This window comes from Glycomyces niveus (assembly GCF_017592475.1).
Classification (GTDB): domain Bacteria; phylum Actinomycetota; class Actinomycetes; order Mycobacteriales; family Micromonosporaceae; genus Glycomyces; species Glycomyces niveus.
Window position 1 is genome coordinate 222,974 of record NZ_JAGFNP010000006.1, and the last position, 15,136, is coordinate 238,109.

A 15,136-nucleotide genomic window follows, 5' to 3' on the forward strand; every position below is an offset into this window, starting at 1 on the left:
TGCGGTTCCGACCCCCCGCCCGACCAGCGGCTAAACCCGGAGCCGGAAAACGCGGCAAGGCCGCCGACATCGTCGGCGGCCTTGCGTTCGCTCGGTTGCCGGTCGGAACCGGCCGGGCGCTAGTGCGAGTGGCCGTGCCCGCCGTGGGAGTGGGAGTGGCCGTGACCGGCCTCCTCCGCCTCTTCCTCGGGCTTGTCCACGATCGTCACCTCGGTCGTCAGCAGCATGCCGACGATCGAACCGGCGTTGAGCAGCGCGTTGCGGGTGACCTTCACCGGGTCGAGGATGCCGGCCGAGACCAGGTCCTCGTACTCGCCGGTGGCGGCGTTCCAGCCCTCGCGCCAGCCCTTGCCCTCGACCGCGTTCACGATCACGTCGCCGGACTCGCCGGCGTTGACCGCGATGCGGCGCAGGGGCTCCGACAGCGCCGCTTCGACGATCTTGAGGCCGACGCGGGCCTCCTCGTCGTCGAGCTCGATCTTCTCGAGCACGCTGATCGCGTGCACCAGGGCCGCGCCGCCGCCGGCGACGATGCCCTCCTCGACCGCGGCCTTGGTCGCGTTGACCGCGTCCTCGATCCGGTGCTTGCGCTCCTTCAGCTCGACCTCGGTGGCCGCGCCGACCTGGATGACGGCGACGCCGCCCGAGAGCTTCGCGAGGCGCTCCTCGAGCTTCTCGCGGTCCCAGGACGACTCGGTCGTGGAGGCCTGCTGCTTGATCTGCGCGATGCGGGCGTCGACGGCCTCCTTCTCCCCGGCGCCGTCCACGATCGTGGTGGCGTCCTTGGAGACGGTGACGCGGCGTGCCCGGCCCAGGTGCGACAGGTCCGCGGCCTTGAGCTCGAGGCCCACCTCGGAGGAGATGACCTCGGCGCCCGTGAGGGCCGCGATGTCGCCCAGGATGGCCTTGCGGCGGTCGCCGAAGGCCGGGGCCTTGACGGCGCACACGCGCAGGGTGCCGCGCAGGGCGTTCACCGTCAGGGTCGCGAGGGCCTGGCCCTCGACGTCCTCGGCGATGATCAGCAGCGGCTTCGAGGTCTCGACGACCCTCTCCAGCACCGGCAGCAGCTCCTCGATGGAGCCGACCTTGGCGTTGGTGATGAGGATGTAGGGGTCCTCGAAGACCGTCTGGCGCGAGTCCTGGTCGGTGATGAAGTTCGGCGAGATGAAGCCCTTGTCGAACTGCATGCCCTCGGTGACCTCGAGCACGGTCTCCAGGCTGGAGCCGTCCTCGACCGAGATGACGCCCTCGGCGCCGACCGCGTCCATCGCCTTCGCGATGAGCTCGCCGATCTCCGGGTCCTGCGCCGAGACGGCGGCGACCTGCGCGATGTGCTCGTGCGAGTCGATCTGGATGGCCTGGGCCAGCAGCTCCTCGGACACGGCGTTCGCGGCGGCCTCGATGCCCCGGCGGATCGCGATCGGGTTCGCCCCGGCCGTGACCGCCTTGATGCCCGCGCGGCTCATCTTCTGAGCGAGCACGGTCGCGGTGGTGGTGCCGTCGCCCGCGACGTCGTTCGTCTTGGTCGCGACCTCCTTGACCAGCTGCGCGCCGAGGTTGGCGTACGGGTCGGCGAGCTCGATCTCCTTGGCGATGGTCACGCCGTCGTTGGTGATCAGCGGCGCGCCGAAGGAGCGCTGGAGGACCACGTTGCGGCCCTTCGGGCCCAGCGTGACCTTGACGGTGTCGGCGAGGTGGTCGATGCCGTGCAGCAGGTTGTGCCGCGCGTCCTCGGCGAAGTTGAGAATCTTCGGCATGGTTTCCCTTCCTAAGACACGAAAGGGGCCATCTTCGATGGCCCCCGGACGTGACTAGTTCTCGACGACCGCGAGGACGTCGCGCGAGGACAGGACCAGGTACTCCTCGCCGTTGTACTTGACCTCGGTGCCGCCGTACTTGGAGTAGATGACCACGTCGCCGACCTTGACGTCGATCGGGAGGCGGTTGCCCTTGTCGTCGAAGGCGCCCGGGCCCACGGCCAGAACGGTGCCCTCCTGGGGCTTCTCCTTGGCGGTGTCGGGGATGACCAGACCGGAAGCGGTGGTGGTCTCGGCCTCGTTGGCCTGGACAACGATGCGGTCGCCCAGCGGCTTGATGGCAGCCTTGCTCACTTGGTTTCTCCAAACCTTCGTGTTCAATACGGATGTGCGCCACGACGGCGCGGGTCTCGTCGTCGCGGGTGCCGAGGCACCGGCCCGTGGCTGTTGGCACTCTCGAGGCGAGAGTGCCAGTGCGATCATAGCGCTTAGCAATCTCGGTCTGCGAGTGCTAAGGGTCAAGTTAGTTCGCGCAGGTGGGGACCGTCAACATGGGGTCTCGGACGTCATACCATGAGGCACGTGGACACCAGCCTGCTCGAAGCCCTCCGGGCCGACGCCGACCTCCAGCGCACGGCCGCCGCGGCCTTGGCGAACGACGGCGACCGCGCCCCGCTCACCCTGCGCAAGGCCGGCATCGCGCCCGACCTGGCGGCCGCGGCCCTGACCCTGGCGGACCTGCGGGCGCACGCGAAGGCCAAGTTCGGCGAGCGCGCCGAGCGGATGTTCTTCACCCGGGCGGGCCTGGAGCAGGCCACGCGGTGGGTCGTCGCCGAGCGCCGCGCCGCGCGCTTCGCCGCGCACGCGCGCGAGGTGACCGACCTGTGCTGCGGGCTCGGCACGGAGGCCCTGGCGTTCGCCGCGGCGGGCCTGCGGGTCGCGGCGGTGGACATGAGCGAGGAGACGGCCGCGTTTGCGCGGGCGAACGCCGAGGCGATGGGACTTCCGGTCGAGGTCGCGGTCGGCGACGCGCTGCAGACTCCGCTGGCCGAATCGGCCTTCGCGGACCCGGCCCGCCGCTCGGGCGCAGGCCGCAACTTCAACCCGGCCGAATACTCGCCGCCGCTGGACCCGCTGCTCGAGCACATGGCTTCGGCGCGTTTCGCGGCCTTGAAGCTCGGCCCCGGCATCGGCCACGAGTGGATTCCCGAAGGGGCCGAAGCGGAATGGGTCTCCGTCGACCGGGACGTGGTCGAGGCGTGCCTGTGGCTGGGCGACGCGGCCGAGGTGCCGCGCCGCGCCAGCCTGTGCAAGGCGGGCGAGTGGCACGAGCTGACCGGCAGCGGCGAGGAGCGCGCCCCAGTGGGCGAGGTCGCGGCGTACCTGTACGAGCCGGACGGCGCGGTGATCCGGGCGGGACTGGTCGCCGAGTTGGCGGAGCGGCTGGGGGCCCACACCGCGTACGAGTCCATCGCCTACCTCTATAGCGACCGGCTTGTGGAAACGCCGTTCGCGAGGGCCTGGAAGGCGGAAGAGGTCTGGCCCCTCCACCCCAAGAAGCTCAAGGCCCTGCTGGCAGAACGGGGCATCGGCCGCCTCACGATCAAACAGCGAGGAACCGGCATCGACCCGGCGGCACTGCGCAAGCAGTTGAAGCTCAAGGGCGGCAACGAAGCGACCCTGGTGCTGACCCGCCTCGGCGACACCCACGCCGCCATCCTCTGCCGAGAGGCCTAAGCGGTCGGGCCGCGTCCTGAGAGCGAACGCTGACAAGGGGAGAGCCGGGCGCCGCTGCGAGCGGTGCCCGGCTTTCGCCGTTCCTAAGGGAGGCGCGCGGTGAGGTCGACTTCGACGAGTTGGCCCGGGTAGCCCAGGGCGGTCACGCCGACGACGGTGCTCGCGGCCTTGAAGGCGGGGCCGAGGTCGGACTGCTCGGCGAAGCGGTGCCAGGCGGCGCCGACCACGGCGCTGTCGGCGCTCACGACGTAGACGACCGAGCGGACGACGTCGTCGACGGCCGCGCCGACCGAGGCGAGGGCCGCGAGGCAGTTCGCGGCGGTCTGGTCGATCTGGGCGTCGAGGTCGCCGATGCCGACGACCTGCTGGTCGGCGTCGACGGGGCACTGCCCGGCGAGCATCGCCAGCCGCCCGGCCTCGACCACGGTCACGTGCTCATAGCCCCCGGTGGGGTGCAGTTCAGTGTCGGACACACCGCGAGTCTATGGCCGCTGCCGTTGGGCAGGAAGCGGATTTCGGGGTTATTCGGGGTGCGCGAGCCGGTAGCGGAGGTTCGCGTCCTTCTCGGTGACCATGCGCTCGAGGTCGACCTGGTAGTTGGCGAGCTTGTCGCGCAGGGGCTCGTCGCTCGCGCCGAGGATGCGCAGGGCGAGGAGGCCGGCGTTCTTGGCCCCGGCGATGGAGACGGTGGCGACGGGGATGCCGGCGGGCATCTGGACGATGGACATGAGCGAGTCCATGCCGTCGAGGTATTTGAGCGGGACGGGCACGCCGATGACCGGGAGCGGGGTCGCGGACGCGACCATGCCGGGCAGGTGGGCCGCGCCGCCGGCGCCGGCGATGATGACCTGCAGGCCGCGGGAGGCGGCGGAGTCGGCGTAGCTGAGCATGCCGTGGGGCGTGCGGTGGGCGGAGACGACCCGGACCTCGAAGGGGACGCCGAACTCGGTGAGGACCTCGGTGGCCGGTTCCATGGTGGGCCAGTCCGAGTCGGAGCCCATGATGACGCCGACGCGGGGTTTCTGCTCAGCCATTACTCGCCTTCCTGGAGCCATTTGGCGGCCCGCAGGGCGCGGTGCCGCAGCACGTCGGGGTCGTCGCCGCAGACGGTGACGTGGCCGATCTTGCGGCCGGGGCGCACGGCCTTGCCGTAGAGGTGGACGTGCGCGCCCGGGTCCTCGGCGAGGAGGTGCTGGAGGCGTTCGTCGATGCGGGGGCCGCCGGGGGCGCCGCCGAGGACGTTGGCCATCACCGTGTAGGGCGCGGCGGTCTCGGTGGAGCCGAGCGGGTAGTCGAGGACGGCGCGGAGGTGCTGCTCGAACTGGCTGGTGCGGGCGCCTTCGATGGTCCAGTGGCCGGAGTTGTGGGCCCGCATGGCGAGCTCGTTGACGAAGAGGCCCTTGGAGGTCTGGAAGAGCTCGACGGCGAGCATGCCGCAGACGCCGAGTTCGTTCGCGACGGTCTCGGCGATGCGGCGGGCCTCGGCGGCGGTCTCGTCGGTGAGGCGCGGGGCGGGGGCGATGACCTCGGTGCAGATGCCGCCGGTTTGGACGGTCTCGACGACGGGGTAGACGGCGGTCTCGCCGCGAGGGGAGCGGGCGATCTGGATCGCGAGCTCGCGCTGGAGCGCCATGCGCTCCTCGGCGATGAGGCGGATGCCGGAGGCGAGCACGGCCTGCGCGTCGGCGGGCGTGTCGATCATCCACACGCCTTTGCCGTCGTATCCGCCGGTGGCGGCCTTGAGGACGCACGGGAGGCCGAAGGCCTCGACGTCGGAGATGGAGTCGACCGGGGCCCAGCGCGGCTGGGGGAGGCCGAGTGCGGCGAGGCGGGTGCGCATGGCCTGCTTGTCCTGGGCGTACAGCAGGGCCTCGGGGCGGGGCTGGACTTCGACGCCTTCGGCGACGAGCGTCTGGAGGGCGTCCTGCGGGACGTGCTCGTGGTCGAAGGTGACCACGGTGCAGCCCTTGGCGAACGCGCGGAGGTCGTCGGTGTTGCGGTAGTCGCCGAAAGTCGTCGCGGGGGTGACGACCGCGGCGCTCTCGGCCGGGTCGCCGGCGAGCACCTTGAGGCTCTGGCCGAGGGCGATGGCGGCCTGGTGGGTCATTCGGGCGAGCTGACCGGCGCCGATCATGCCCACCGTCGGAAGTTGCGTCGCGGCGTCCACGGCTCAGAGCGTAACGCCCGCCCCGACCTCGGGCCCGGCGTTCGGCACGTGGCGTGACCTGGACCCTTACAGGATGATGGGATGTCTCGGCGGTCGCAGTTTGCGGGGGCTCGCGGCGGAGGCGGGCGCGAGCGGTGATGATGGAGGGGACACGCTTCGCCGAGTTCCGAAGGGCCGCCATGATCGAGTACTACTCCCCCGCCGAGATCGAGGCGATGCGCCCGGCCGGCCGCTTCGTGGCCGGGATCCTCTCCGAGCTGGCCCGCACCGCCGAGGTCGGCATGAACCTGCTCGAACTCGACGACCTGGTCGCGCGCCGCATCAAGGAGGCCGGGGCGGTCTCCTGCTATGTGGACTACCACCCGTCGTTCGGCGGGAGCCCGTTCGGGAAGGTGCTGTGCACGTCGGTGAACGACGCGGTGCTGCACGGCCTGCCGTTCGATTACAAGCTCAAGGACGGCGACCTGGTCAGCTTCGACTTCGCCGCCCAAGTGGACGGCTGGGTCGCGGACTCGGCGCTCTCGGTCGTGGTGGGGAACGCGAGCGAGCGGGACCTGCACCTGATCGACACCACGGCGCGGGCGCTCGAGGCGGGCATCGCGGCGGCGAAGGTGGGGAACAAACTCGGCGACATCGGGCACGCGATCGCGACCGTGGCGCGCGGCGACGGCCTCGGCGTGAACACGCAGTTCGGCGGGCACGGCGTGGGCCGCACCATGCACGGCGACCCGCACGTGCCGAACGACGGCCGCCCGGGCCGGGGCATGAAGCTCAAGCCGGGCCTGGTCATCGCGATCGAGCCGTGGTTCCTGCAGACGACCGACGAGATCGTCTACGACCCCGACGGGTGGACGCTGCGGAGCGCGGACGGCTCTCGCGGCGCGCACATGGAGCACACGGTCGCGATCACGGAGGACGGGCCGATCATCCTCACCGCGAGGGACTGAGCGGACGGCTCGAGCGGCGATCCGGCGGGCACGCCGAACACGCATCGCTCGGCTAGGGAAGGACCCCCGGTTTCCAAGCTAGGTCGCGGAACCTGAAGCGCAGCTGAAGTGAGGCGTTCCCCACGGCGTGGCGGCGCCTCAGTGGTCCGCTTCGGTCCTCGCCAGGCGGGCCATGCGATCGATCATGCGCTCGGTGGTGATCTCCTCGGCGGTGACGGCGTAGCCGTAGTGGTCGCGCCAGTCGCCGTCGATGTAGAGGTAGCGCTTGTGCAGGCCCTCGCGGCGGAGGCCGAGCTTCTCGGCGACGCGGTTCGAGGGGCCGTTCTCAGGCCGGATGTTCACTTCGATGCGGTGCAGGCGGCCGACGGTGAGGGCGTGGTCGACCACGAGCGCGAGCGCGGTCGCGGTGATGCCGCGCCCGGCGTGGCCGCGGTCGATCCAGTAGCCCGCGTAAGCGGAGCCGAAGGCGCGGCGCACGATGTTGCCGACCGTGAGGCCGCCGCAGAGCTCGCCCTGCCAGCACACGGCGAGGGGCCAGCTCGTGCCGTCCTTGATCGAGCGCTTGAGGCCGCGGAGCATGGCGCGGAACGCGGCGGGCGAGTGCGCCTCGTGCCAGGTCGTGCCGGTGCCGGGTTCCCAAGGGGCGAGCCAGGCTTCGTTGGCGCGGCGCAGCTCGGACCAGCGTGCGGCGTCGGAGCGCCGGAAGGGGCGGACGCTGACGTCGCCGTGGTGGAGGTGCACGGGCCAACCGGGGTTGGAGAGGGTCATTCGTTGTCCAGCTGCGGCTTGTTGATCATCGGTTCCGGTCCAGGAGCAGCACGTCTACGGTCGAGCCGGCGGGCACCCGGGTCGCGTTCTCGCCGATCGTCATGAGGCCGGTCGCCTCGGCGAGTCCGGAGAGCGTGTAGGACGTGGCCCCCAGCGGGGCGACGGTGTAGCCGCCGCCGCGCCTCTCGGCGACGCGGACGGGCCGGAATTCGCGCAGCCCGCTCGGTGAGGATACGGGCTCGGTCAGGTTGGCGCGCACGCTGGGCCGGAAAACGGGCTCGGCTCCGGCGAGGCGCTGGATGAGCGGGCGGGCGATGACCTCGAACGCGATCGTGGCCGCGACGGGGTCGCCGGGGAGGCACACGACGGGGACCTCTTCGGGGCCGATCGTGCCGAAGCCCATGGTCTCGCAGAGGTACACGGCGACCGGGTTGAAGTCGACCGCGCCGTCCCGGGAGAAGGTGCGGCGCACCATGTCGCCGGGGCCGAGGCCGGTGCCGCCGGTGGTGATGACGAGGTCGGCGCGGAGGATCTGGTCGTCGAGGACCGAGCGGAGCGCGTCGGGCTCGTCGTCGCAGATGCCGACGCGGTACGCGTGCGCGCCCGCCTCCGAGGCCGCGGCGGTGACGAGGTGGGAGTTGACGTCGATGAGCTGGCCGGGCTGCGAAGGGCGGCCGGTGTCGACGAGTTCGTCGCCGGTGGCGATGACGACGACGCGCGGGGTGGGGCGCACGACGACGTCGGCGATGCCGGCGGCGGCGAGGAGGCCGATGAGGTTGGGGGTGACGCGGCGGCCCTCGTGGGCGAGGATCTCGCCTGAGGGCCGCTCGGATCCCATGCGGCGCACGCCGTGTCCGCGGCGCGGCACCTGCCGCACGTCGACGGTGGCCATGCCCTCGTCGGTCCACGCGAGGGGCACGACCATGTCCGCGCCCACCGGGAGCGCGGCCCCGGCGGCGACGGAGAAGCAGGTGCCGGAGACGAGGCGCACGGGGCGCCAGGACGAGGCGGCGAGGTCGCCGAGGACCTTGAGGCCCACGCCGCGTTCGGGGCTGGCGCCGGCGATGTCGTCGCCGTTGCACGCGTAGCCGTCGATCGCGGCGTAGTCGAAGGCGGGGAGCGGGCCGGGGTTGACCGCGTTCTCGGCCAGGACCGACCCGGTCGACTGGGTCATGTCGATGTCGACCGGGGGCAGGGGACGCACCAGGGCCAGCGCCTTCGCCAGGAAGTCGGCCAATGGCGTCGCCTCGCCGGTCCCCTTCACTCCTCATCCCCCCGTCGGTCAAGTTCCTCTCAGCGCCGCCTCGCGGTCGCCGGGTCAGTCAAGTGTCGCACTGAATTCGCGCAGCCAGGCGTTGAAGCCGGGCAAGTCGTCCCGCTGGGTTGCGAGCTCGACCAGGGTCTGGAGGTACGCGACGGGCTCGCCGGTGTCGTAGCGGCGGCCGCGGAAGACGACGGCATGGACCGGGGTCCCGTTGGCGCGCATGGCCTCCATGGCGTCGGTGAGTTGGATCTCGCCGCCGCTGCCGGGCTCGGTCCGCTCGAGTACCGGGAAGATCGAGCCAGGGAGGACGTAGCGTCCGATGAGGATCAGGTTGGACGGCGCGTCTTCGACGGCGGGCTTCTCGACGAGGCCGGTGACCTCGACGACGTCCTCGGCGTCGGTCGGGCGGACGGCGGCGACGCCGTAGCGGGAGACCTGGTCGTCGGGGACCTCGATCAGGGCGAGGACGATGCCGCCGGTCTCGGACTGGAGGTCGATCATGCGCGGCAGGAGCTTGTCGTCGAGGTGGCACCACTCGTCGCCGAGGAGGACCGCGAAGGGCTCGTCGCCGACGTGGGAGGCGGCGCGGCCGACGGCGTGGCCGAGGCCTTTGGCGCCGCCTTGGCGGATGGCGGTGATCTCGGCGATGGACTCGGGCGCTTTGACCTTCGCGAGCATCGCGTTCTTGCTCTTGGCCTTGAGGGCGTTGTCGAGGTCGGCGCGGGCGTCGAAGTAGTCGATCATGGCGTCCTTGCCGGGGGCGGTGACGAGGGTGACGTCATCGGCGCCGGCGGCGGCGGCTTCCTCCACGATGTACTGGAGGACGGGCTTGTCGACGATCGGCAGGAGTTCCTTGGGGATGGCCTTGGTGACCGGCAGGAAGCGGGTGGCGAAGCCGGCCGCGGGGATGACGGCTTTCGTGGCACGAGGCGCGGTTGCAGACATACCGCGAGGGTAGCGTGCGCACGCGGCGTGGCCGGTCAGCCACCCTGTCGAACAGGGGGTGAACGTTCATGTCGGGTGGTCCGGCGGCAGGGTCCGCTTGCCGGCAACCTTGTGGACGCTCGGTGTTCAGACGGCGGCCACTCGCCAGGTGTCGCGACCCGCGGCCTTGGCGGCGTAGAGGGCTTCGTCGGCGGCGGCGAGGACGCCGGTGGCGGTGTCGGCGTGCTCGCCGAGGACGGCGACGCCGATGGAGACGGTGATGTCGAGTTCGCGGCCGCCGGAGGCGTCGTTGACCTTGAACTTGCGGGCGTTCACGGCCCGGCCGAGGCGCTCGGCGACGACGGACGCGCCGCCCGCGTCGGTCTCGGGCAGCAGGACCATGAACTCCTCGCCGCCGTGGCGGAACGCGAGGTCGACTTCGCGGATCTGGGCGGTGATGCGGCGGGAGAGCTCGGTGAGGACCTGGTCGCCGACGGGGTGGCCGTAGGTGTCGTTGACGGTCTTGAAGCGGTCGAGGTCGATCGCGAGGAGCGCGGAGGGGCGCTGGTAGCGGCGGGCGCGCTCGGCCTCGCGGCGCAGGGAGGTCTGCATGAACCGGTAGTTCCACAGGCCCGTGAGCGGGTCGGTGAGGCTCAGCCGTTCGGCGTGGCGGTGCAGGAGCACGTTCTCGACGGCGACAGAGGCCTGCCCGGCGAAGGTCTTGAGGGTGTCGACGTCGCCCGGTTCGAAGTCGTCGCCGGCGATGCGGTTGTAGAGGACGAGGACGCCGAGGACGCCGGCGTCGGTGCGGGGGGCGCCGCTGAAGTCGGCGGAGCGGGAGCCGCCGGTGCGCTCGTGTTCGACCGGTTGGCGGCCGGAGAAGGGGACCGCGACGATGGTGTGGGCGTCGGGTTCGGTGGGGGCGCGGTGGCGGTCTTCGAAGCGGCCGTCGATGATGCGGCCGTGGGCGGGGACGCCGCCGGCGGCGATCGAGCCGATGATGCCTTCGCCGATCCGAATGGACGCGGGCTCGGTGAGGCCGAGGTCGCCTTCGCCGGCGCGCTCGCGGAGCTGGTCGGCGTCGTCCACGTCGACGAGCATGATGACGCCGGCCTCGGCCCCGGCGGTGACCATCGCGGTGTCGAGGATGACCTCGAGGATGCGGTCGAGGTCGAGGGTGGCGGTGAGGGTCTGGCCGAGGCGGCCGAGCTGGCCGCGCATCTGGTCGCGGGAGGCGGTGAGGGCGTTGACGTACGACTGGGTCTGGGCGGTCATGCGGTTGAACGCGAACGCGAGCTGCGCGACCTCGTCGCGGCCGTGCACCGGGACGCGCACGTTGAGGTCGCCCTGGGCGACGCGCTCGGCGGCGGCGGAGAGCTCCGCGAGGGGCCGGGTCGTGGAGCGGGCGAGCCACGCGGCCAGGCCGACCGCGCACACCGCGGAGGCGGTGACCATCGCGGCGAGGGTCCAGTACATGGGGGTCACGTCGGTGGCGACCGTGCCGATGCTCAAGGGCAGGAACGAGTCCGTGAAGTCCCAGCGGCCCGCGTCGGCGCTGCCGACCTCGAGCGGGGTTGGGCGGGAGTCCTGGAGGATGAGGTCGGCGTCCGCGACACGCGCGAGGCGGGCCAGGAAGGCCTGGTCGACTTCGCGGAAGGCACTGAACACCGCGGTGGAGCCGTCCGCGTTCTGGACCTCGGCCTGCGCGCCGAGCGCCACGATCGGGCCGGAGCCGGCGTAGGCGACGGTCTCGCCGCAGTCGACCCACGAGCCCTCCGGGGCCTCGGCGCCGATGTCGGTGCCCGGGCTCGTGCTCACCGAGGCGAGGCTGGAGAAGACGACGCCGTCGACCACCGCCCGGTCGACGAGGAGTTGCGCCATTTCGACCGCGTTCTCCTGATCGCCGTTACGGTAGTTCAATGCCACCGCCGCAGCCGAAGCCTGGATGCGCTCGCAGATGGTGCCCAGGGTCGAGTCGACCATCGTCACCGCCGAGTTCGCCAGCGCCTCCCCGCGCGAGTCCGCCAGGTGGGACATGACGGCAGCGACGAACACGGCCCCCACCAGGACCGGCCCGAGCACGACGACGAGGAACGCCGTGGTGAGCCGTGAGCGCAGCGACACCGAATCCCCCTCAAGTTCACTACTTAGAAGACTACCTAGAGCTACCGACTCGACACGACACGGCGGGGCCATGTAAACGGGACTGACCGAAAGGGTGAGTGGGGAACTCCATTCAGGGGAATCCTCCCAGGTACAAGCCACGCAAGGAAGGAAACGGCATGCAAGAGGCGAAGAGTGCGGCCCGTCGGCAGCTGCTCGCGGCCCGGAACGCGATGCCCGGGGAGCAACGAGGTTACGCCGATCTGGCGACATGGAAGGCATTGCGGGACTTCCTCATCGAAGCCGTGGACGAAGGGGCCGTCGTGGCCGCGTACCGGCCGTTCGGCTCGGAGCCGGGCGCGGCGCTCGAACCCGAACTGCCCGAACGGCTCGCGGTGGTCTACAAGGTCCTCGAACCGGTGCTCATGCCCGACAAGGACCTCGCCTGGCGCGAGACCGGAGGCCCTGGGGGGCAAGGGGAGCCGGACGCGAACTCCGAGGGCGGGGACGGCCCGAACCCGGGCGGCGCGGTGCTCCCGCCGGACGCGATCAAGCAGGCCGCGGCCGTCATCGTCCCCGGCCTCGCCGTCTCGGATGATGGGATCCGGCTCGGCCGCGGGGGCGGGTCGTACGACCGGGCGCTGGCGCGGGTGGGGCCGGAGGTGCCGGTGGTGGCGCTGCTGCGCGACGGCGAGTTCGGCTTCCTGGTCCCGGTCGAGCCGCACGACCGGCCGGTGACGGGCGTGATCACCCCGGCCACGGGGTTCACCTCGTTGAGATAGGCCACACGCCCGGCGCCCCGGCGCTGGAGAACCGCCTCCGGCACGGGATGGGATTAGCACTCTTCGGCGTTGACTGCTAATCTCGATCGGGATTTGTGTTGACTGCTGGAGGTCCGTGAAGTGCCTGTCTACGAATACCGCTGCAAGGAGTGCGGTTACGAGTTCGACAAACACCAGTCGTTCTCCGAAGCGCGCCTCACCGACTGCCCGAACTGCGAGGCCAAGGGCGCGCTGCGCAAGGTCTTCGGGAACGTGGGCGTGACCTTCAAGGGCAGCGGCTTCTACCGCACCGACTCCCGCTCGACCGACTCCAGCTCGCTGAGCTCGAACGGCTCCAAGAACGGGGCGAAGCAGAGCGAGGCCAAGTCGAAGTCCGAGGCGAAGCCGGCCAAGTCCGAGGCGAAGCCCGCCGCCAAGGCCGCCTGAGCCGCGAACATCTGAACTTCCGCCGGTGCCCGGCCGCGTCGAGCGGCCGGGCACCGGTGCGTTCACAGGCCTATCCCCACGGCCAGCCCGCGTCCTCGGACTCGGTGGGCGGCTCCTCGGCGGCCTCGGTCGTCCGCTCCTCTGAGGGCTCGACGTCGGTCTCGGTCGGCTCGGGCTCCGAGGTCTCCTCGGTCTCTGCGTCGTCGCGCTCGTCCTGCTCGGCCTGCGCTTCCTCCTCTTCCTCTTCGTTCGCCTGCTCGGAGGCGGCGCCCGCTTCGGCCTGCCACCGCTCCTCCTCCGAGATGCGGTACTCGTCGGAGCGGCCGTTCATAACGTGCCACCAGATCTTCTCGGCGATGGTGCCCTGGTGGGAGGAGCCGTCGCCCTCCTGCTTCTCGTCCCCGGCCCACACGGCGAGGGAGAGGCCGTGGGAGAAGCCGGCGTGCCAGGTCGAGGAGGCGTTGACGGCCACTTCGAAGTCGCCGTACTCCATGGCGTTCTCGTAGAGCGGGGCCAACGCCTCGGCGGCGAGGCCCCGTCCGAACTCGGCGGGTGCCGACGGGTCGGCATCGTAGGGTCCGGCCTCGCGGCCGACGACGCTCTCCACGAAGTAGGGCTCGACGACCTCGCCGGTCGCGAGGATGGCGTGCATGACGGCGGCGTCGAGCGTGGTGATCGGGTACGCGCCGATGCCGATGTCCGGGTGGAACCCGGAGTCCTGCGCCGGGTCGATCGCGGCGGCCACGCCGTGCTCGTCGAGGTCGTGCGGGTCCCACATGCGCTCGATGCCGAGCGCGGCGGCGGTGCGGGCGATCGCGTCGCCGCCGAGGCCTTCCGCCACTTCGTAGACGGGCGTGTCGAGCTTCAGGCCGACCGCTTCGACCAGGCTGGTCTCGAACTCCTGGGCCCCGCCGATGTTCACCAGGTCCATCGGCTCGCCTTCGGCGTCGACGTAGGTCTCGAACCGCCGGGGCGAGGAGCCGTCGAGTTCGGAGGACCACACGTCGATCCCCGCTTCGCGCGCGGCGGCGAGGACGACGGTGTTGAACGCGGTCCCGGGCCGGTGGCCGACGTCGGCGGCGAGGTCGAGCCCGGCGCCGTTCTCGCCGCCGTAGTAGGCGAGGACCCGGCCCGTGCCGGGTTCGACGGCGGTGAGCGCGGCGGCCATGTCCTCGTCCTGGGCGGTGACCTCGCGGATGCCGGTCTGCTCGACGGCGAGCTCCTGCAGGTCGGCGTCGAGGGTGGTGACGATGTCGAAGCCGCCGCGCAGGACCTCGTCGGTGCCGATCCCGGCGGCGGCGAGCTCGCGCAGCACGTACCCGTTGGTGACGAACCCCTCCGGGCCGAGCCCGTCGGGGTCGTCGGTCGGGTCGAGGGTCTCGGGGAGGACGGTGATCGCGTCGCGCTTGACCTGCTCGAGGCGGCCGGTGGCGACCATCTGGTCGAGCACGTACTCCCAGCGCTCGGTCGCGGCCTCGGTGCTGCCGCCCTGGCCGTAGGGGTCGCGCGGGTCGAAGGGGCCGTCCGGGGACTTGATCTGGGCGACCAGGAGCGCGGCCTGCGAGGTGGAGAGCTCGGCGGCCGAGCTGCCGAAGAACGCCTGCGCGGCGGCCTCCACCCCGTACGCGCCGCGTCCGAAGTAGACGATGTTGAGGTAGTGGTTGAGGATCTCGTCCTTCGAGAACTCCTCCTCCATCTTCATCGCCATGGCCGCCTCGCGGGCCTTGCGGAGGTAGGAGCCGTCGCCGCGGATGTCGGCGACGAGGCCCACGTACTGCTGCGTGAGGGTCGAGGCGCCCTGCTGGTCGCCGCCCTTGACGTTGTTGACGATCGCGCGGAGCACGCCCCTGGCGTCCACGCCGGGGTGCCCGTAGAAGTTGGCGTCCTCGGCGGCGACCACGGCGTGCTCGACGTCGTCGGCGATCTCGTCGAGGCCCACGGAGGTGCGCTGCTCGGCGGCGAGTTCGCCGAGGACCGTCTCGCCGTCGCTGTAGTAGACCGTGGAGCCCTGGCTGAGCTCGTCGTCGAGGGCTTCGGGGAGGTCGACGTTGGCGTAGAAGACCGAGCCGACCACGGCGACGGCGGCGACGAGGATGAGGACCGCGAGCCCGAGCGCGGCGATCTTGCGCTTCTTGCGGCGGTGCTTCGGCTTCGCCCGCGGCGGCTTGACCGAGGGTTCCCCAGGTTCGGCTTTGGGCCGTTTCCTGAAGGGCCGCAAGTTGATCGTGCGTCCGGGATCCGCGGACCCGGTGTCGTCTCGA

At 71.3% G+C, this 15,136-nt stretch carries 14 protein-coding genes; 4 read left to right on the plus strand and 10 right to left on the minus strand.

All coding sequences use genetic code 11. The features are described 5' to 3' along the window. Positions 1-119: 119 nt before the first annotated feature. Positions 120-1,757, minus strand: coding sequence for a chaperonin GroEL (groL, locus tag J5V16_RS13485; protein WP_208496791.1), 1,638 nt, complete (start codon positions 1,755-1,757; stop codon positions 120-122). A 54-nt stretch (positions 1,758-1,811) separates the two neighbouring features. Beyond that, the gene (gene groES, locus J5V16_RS24460) at positions 1,812-2,111 is read right to left on the minus strand and encodes a co-chaperone GroES (RefSeq protein ID WP_270118789.1); all 300 of its coding nucleotides are present in this window, start codon (positions 2,109-2,111) and stop codon (positions 1,812-1,814) included. A gap of 228 nt (positions 2,112-2,339) precedes the next feature. Here groES and J5V16_RS13495 point away from each other — a divergent pair, with 228 nt between their 5' ends. Then, positions 2,340-3,494 (plus strand): class I SAM-dependent methyltransferase, encoded by a 1,155-nt coding sequence (locus J5V16_RS13495; RefSeq protein WP_307792955.1) that lies wholly within the window; start codon positions 2,340-2,342, stop codon positions 3,492-3,494. An 83-nt stretch (positions 3,495-3,577) separates the two neighbouring features. Here J5V16_RS13495 and J5V16_RS13500 read toward each other — a convergent pair whose 3' ends face one another. Genes J5V16_RS13500 through J5V16_RS13510 form a run of 3 tightly spaced genes read right to left on the minus strand, consistent with a single transcriptional unit; the run spans position 3,578 to position 5,661 of the window. Next, entirely contained in the window at positions 3,578-3,967 is a 390-nt protein-coding gene (locus tag J5V16_RS13500) for a RidA family protein (RefSeq protein ID WP_208496797.1), read from the minus strand. 48 nt (positions 3,968-4,015) lie between these two features. Next, positions 4,016-4,528 carry a 5-(carboxyamino)imidazole ribonucleotide mutase gene (gene purE / locus J5V16_RS13505; protein WP_208496799.1) on the minus strand — a complete coding sequence of 171 codons (513 nt, stop codon included), beginning with the start codon at positions 4,526-4,528 and terminating at the stop codon, positions 4,016-4,018. Then, positions 4,528-5,661 carry a 5-(carboxyamino)imidazole ribonucleotide synthase gene (locus J5V16_RS13510; protein ID WP_208496801.1) on the minus strand — a complete coding sequence of 378 codons (1,134 nt, stop codon included), beginning with the start codon at positions 5,659-5,661 and terminating at the stop codon, positions 4,528-4,530. Before J5V16_RS13510 ends, purE begins: the two co-directional genes overlap by 1 nt. A 179-nt stretch (positions 5,662-5,840) precedes the next feature. Between J5V16_RS13510 and map the strand changes: the two genes are divergently transcribed. After that, a complete protein-coding gene (map, locus tag J5V16_RS13515) occupies positions 5,841-6,608 on the plus strand; it encodes a type I methionyl aminopeptidase (RefSeq protein WP_208496803.1) in 768 nt (255 codons plus the stop codon). A 138-nt stretch (positions 6,609-6,746) separates the two neighbouring features. On the opposite strand, the gene J5V16_RS13520 is transcribed toward map, so the two are convergent. From J5V16_RS13520 to J5V16_RS13535, 4 genes are all read right to left on the minus strand, one after another. Beyond that, complete coding sequence (locus J5V16_RS13520) at positions 6,747-7,376, minus strand: GNAT family N-acetyltransferase (RefSeq protein WP_208496805.1); 630 nt, start codon at positions 7,374-7,376, stop codon at positions 6,747-6,749. 25 nt (positions 7,377-7,401) lie between these two features. Further along, entirely contained in the window at positions 7,402-8,640 is a 1,239-nt protein-coding gene (locus J5V16_RS13525; protein WP_344469270.1) for a molybdopterin molybdotransferase MoeA, read from the minus strand. Between the two features lie 54 nt (positions 8,641-8,694). Next, a complete protein-coding gene (locus tag J5V16_RS13530) occupies positions 8,695-9,585 on the minus strand; it encodes a UTP--glucose-1-phosphate uridylyltransferase (protein WP_208496806.1) in 891 nt (296 codons plus the stop codon). A 126-nt stretch (positions 9,586-9,711) separates the two neighbouring features. After that, positions 9,712-11,688 carry a diguanylate cyclase gene (locus J5V16_RS13535; protein ID WP_208496808.1) on the minus strand — a complete coding sequence of 659 codons (1,977 nt, stop codon included), beginning with the start codon at positions 11,686-11,688 and terminating at the stop codon, positions 9,712-9,714. Positions 11,689-11,846: 158 nt separating this feature from the next. On the opposite strand from J5V16_RS13535, the gene J5V16_RS13540 reads away from it, so the two are divergent. Both J5V16_RS13540 and J5V16_RS13545 read left to right on the plus strand, forming a co-directional pair. Next, entirely contained in the window at positions 11,847-12,449 is a 603-nt protein-coding gene (locus J5V16_RS13540) for a 5-formyltetrahydrofolate cyclo-ligase (protein ID WP_208496810.1), read from the plus strand. Between the two features lie 120 nt (positions 12,450-12,569). Beyond that, positions 12,570-12,875: an FmdB family zinc ribbon protein gene (locus J5V16_RS13545; protein WP_208496812.1), complete on the plus strand. Its 306-nt coding sequence runs from the start codon at positions 12,570-12,572 to the stop codon at positions 12,873-12,875. 70 nt (positions 12,876-12,945) lie between these two features. Here the strand turns inward: J5V16_RS13545 and J5V16_RS13550 are convergent, their stop codons facing one another. Beyond that, on the minus strand, positions 12,946-15,093 hold the full coding sequence (locus tag J5V16_RS13550; protein ID WP_208496814.1) for a transglycosylase domain-containing protein: 2,148 nt from the start codon (positions 15,091-15,093) through the stop codon (positions 12,946-12,948). Between the last annotated feature and the right edge of the window lie 43 nt (positions 15,094-15,136).

Coding starts and splice junctions, on each gene's coding strand:
- J5V16_RS13520 (WP_208496805.1), bottom strand. CDS start 7,376: ATGACCCTCTCCAACCCCGGTTGGCCCGTGCACCTCCACCACGGCGAC.
- groL (WP_208496791.1), bottom strand. CDS start 1,757: ATGCCGAAGATTCTCAACTTCGCCGAGGACGCGCGGCACAACCTGCTG.
- J5V16_RS13530 (WP_208496806.1), bottom strand. CDS start 9,585: ATGTCTGCAACCGCGCCTCGTGCCACGAAAGCCGTCATCCCCGCGGCC.
- purE (WP_208496799.1), bottom strand. CDS start 4,528: ATGGCTGAGCAGAAACCCCGCGTCGGCGTCATCATGGGCTCCGACTCG.
- map (WP_208496803.1), top strand. CDS start 5,841: ATGATCGAGTACTACTCCCCCGCCGAGATCGAGGCGATGCGCCCGGCC.
- J5V16_RS13540 (WP_208496810.1), top strand. CDS start 11,847: ATGCAAGAGGCGAAGAGTGCGGCCCGTCGGCAGCTGCTCGCGGCCCGG.